General features: G+C 44.0%; 2 protein-coding genes and 2 pseudogenes. 3 read left to right on the top strand and 1 reads right to left on the bottom strand.

Annotation, left to right across the window (positions count from 1 at the left end):
- Positions 1 to 136: 136 nt before the first annotated feature.
- Positions 137 to 1,009, bottom strand: coding sequence for a hypothetical protein (locus tag K4A83_RS22515; RefSeq protein WP_265266960.1), 873 nt, complete (start codon positions 1,007 to 1,009; stop codon positions 137 to 139).
- 236 nt (positions 1,010 to 1,245) lie between these two features.
- Between K4A83_RS22515 and K4A83_RS23830 the strand changes: the two are divergent.
- From K4A83_RS23830 to K4A83_RS23825, 3 genes and pseudogenes are all read left to right on the top strand, one after another.
- A pseudogene (locus K4A83_RS23830) lies at positions 1,246 to 1,495 on the top strand (hypothetical protein); the annotation flags it as partial.
- A 145-nt stretch (positions 1,496 to 1,640) separates the two neighbouring features.
- On the top strand, positions 1,641 to 2,093 hold the full coding sequence (locus K4A83_RS22510; protein WP_407810276.1) for a DUF29 domain-containing protein: 453 nt from the start codon (positions 1,641 to 1,643) through the stop codon (positions 2,091 to 2,093).
- Positions 2,094 to 2,454: 361 nt separating this feature from the next.
- Positions 2,455 to 2,583: pseudogene (locus tag K4A83_RS23825) on the top strand (RNA-guided endonuclease TnpB family protein); the annotation flags it as partial.

Raw genomic sequence — 2,583 nt, 5'->3', positions numbered from 1 at the left:
TGTGGACATGGCGTAAGACGGGGACATAACTAATGAAAGTTGGTGGTGTACGCAGATGTGAGTGAAGCAGAAACTCAAATCGTGAGGTTTGGGAATCACCGTGGCTTTAGTCCGGTGAGGAGGTCAATCCAAGTTTCTAGGCTTTTCCCGTCTTATCCGGTTCACCTTGGGTGAGTTCAGCTTGAAGGCGGGGAATTTGTTCGAGGATGATAGCGGCGAGGACGGCTACCATAAATCCGGCAATGAGGGACAAGATAATCAGTTGTAACCGCGAGCGAGAGGGTTGTGTAATGGGGGACTCACTCAGGATGGTGATGGGGAGGACTTGCTGTGTAAAGTTGGCTGGATTGTCTAAACTTTGTTGTAAGTAAGTTTGGTCAAATTGGAAGGCGGTGAGTTCAGCTAATTGGGAGGCTCGTTCTGATTGAAGGGCTTCTTGCCGTGGGGAGTCGGTGGGGTTGGTTTGAGTGAGTTGGTTTTCGAGTTGGGTGATTACCTTGTCGATTCGTTCAATGTAGAGGGTGACTTCCCCTAAACTGGTTTGGATATCAGGTTTTAAGGCGTCTTGTAGGTCTTCGTTGAGTTGCTCAAGGACGACGGAGGGGGCGGTTTCGAGGGTGCTGTTGTCGTCGGATTTTAGGGTGAGAGTAATCTTCTGGGTGATTGGATCGTAATTGGATTGTAGACTGAAGGATTCGGGGGTTTGAGTCTGTAAGAGTTCAGTGGTTAATGTGTTGGCTCGGTTGATATCCAGTTTGGGGACTGAACTACGATCTGTGAGGAAGAAGGGATTAAATTGGAGGGAAAGGGTGACTGTTCTTTGATAGGGGGGTTTGGGTTGCAGGAATGAATAGGCTAGGGCCAGGAGGGAGATGGTAACGGTGGTGAGGCCAATGAATTTCCACTGTCGTGTGAGGAAGCGGATAATATCCACTAGGGAAATTTCGTCGGTGTCTTCAATCAAGACGGGTTGGGGTTGAGGGGGTGCGGGGGTTTGTTCTTTCTCCATGCTTTTTAGCAATATTTTTGGGTGATTGCGTTTTAGGTTATCTGTAATGTCGGGTGAAGACCCTCAGTTTTACCGACGGGATGAAACCCGACCAGTATAGAAACAGCGAAGCACGACTCTTTAGCTAAGGCTTAGGGATCACTAGATCACGACAATTTGTGCTGTATATGTTAGTATACACTAGTTGTTTGAGGTCGATAAACAAGGTGTGAAGGGCAAAAAAGGCTATCCTATCCAAAAAAGCTAGGAAGAGATAGGCCTTAAAACATTTAAGAGTAAGTAGACAACGTAAAGGCTTTGTCCAGAGAGAGGCATTGCGCGTCATTAAATCTAACGATTTTATCGCCTACGAAGACTTAAATGTTAAGAGATATCAACGCCGCTATTAACATTTTGAAAAGGGGACTAAGTACGGTAGGGCATACCGGAACTCGCGCTTGGGGAAAGATTCCCTCTGGCTTGGTTGGATACGTCCTGCCAAGTTAAGGAAACTCGTTGAACCAAGAATCCCTCGCTTTTAGCGATGGGAGTGTCAATTAGAAGGTCGGACTATATAGTGAAACGCTCTAAATTTAAAGCTGTCCTAAAAGGACGGGGTTTGAAACCCAAATTTTCGATGAGGGGAAAGAAAATGCGATCTCTAAATGTTATTTCCCAAATTTATGAAGAAGATTATCCTGAATGGTTAGAAATTACGCTGAAGCAGTTGCAAAATCGAGAGTTAGAAAATGTTGATTGGGAACATTTAATTGAGGAAATATCTGCTTTGGGAAATGAGCAAAGACGTAAAGTAGAAAGTTATTTGTTAAGACTTTTGATTCACTTACTACTTTATAATTACTGGGTGTCAGAAAAAGAGTGGTCTGGCAAAGGATGGGAAACAGAAATTGATAACTTTAGATTGGAATTAGATTTGCTATTTGAGTCTAAGGTTCTTTATAACTATTGTGTCCAAGTTTTAGACAAGATTTATCAAAAAGCTAGAAGCAATGCGATTCGTAAATCTCAGCTATCTCCAGATATATTCCCAGAAAATTGCCCGTATTCTTTGGCAGAAATTCTCTCTCCCGAATGGTTGCCTTAGATAGGGGGGGTTGTTCTTTCTCCATGCTGTGTGAAGTTCTCCCCCGCTAACCCTTCGGGTATAACGGGCGACCCCTGCTGACTTTAGGTTGGGTGATTGGTGTTTTAGACTGTTAGGCGGCAGTGTACCGCAATCTAAGGAGTAGAGGAAGATGGGGCAAATTCTTTATCTGCAATGTCGGGTGAAGACCCTCGGTTTTACCGACGGGATGAAACCCGACCAGTATAGAAACAGCGAAGCACAACTCTTTAGCTAAGGCTCAGGGATCACTAGCTCATGACAATTTGTGCTGTATATGTTAGTATACACTAGTTGTTTGAGGTCGATAAACAAGGTGTGAAGGGCAAAAAAGGCTATCCTATTCAAAAAAGCTAGGAAGAGATAGGCCTTAAAACATTTAAGAGTAAGTAGACAACGTAAAGGCTTTGTCCAGAGAGAGGCATTGCGCGTCATTAAATCTAACGATTTTATCGCCTACGAAGACTTAAAT

Origin of the sequence: Spirulina subsalsa FACHB-351 (assembly GCF_026130165.1) — a bacterium.
GTDB lineage: Bacteria > Cyanobacteriota > Cyanobacteriia > Cyanobacteriales > Spirulinaceae > Spirulina_A > Spirulina_A subsalsa_A.
Note: the sequence above shows the minus strand (reverse complement) of the source record. Positions and strands in the feature narration are given on the sequence as shown.

Excerpts from the sequence above, each read along its gene's own strand:
- K4A83_RS22515 (WP_265266960.1), bottom strand. The coding sequence starts at position 1,009 with ATGGAGAAAGAACAAACCCCCGCACCCCCTCAACCCCAACCCGTCTTG.
- K4A83_RS22510 (WP_407810276.1), top strand. The coding sequence starts at position 1,641 with ATGCGATCTCTAAATGTTATTTCCCAAATTTATGAAGAAGATTATCCT.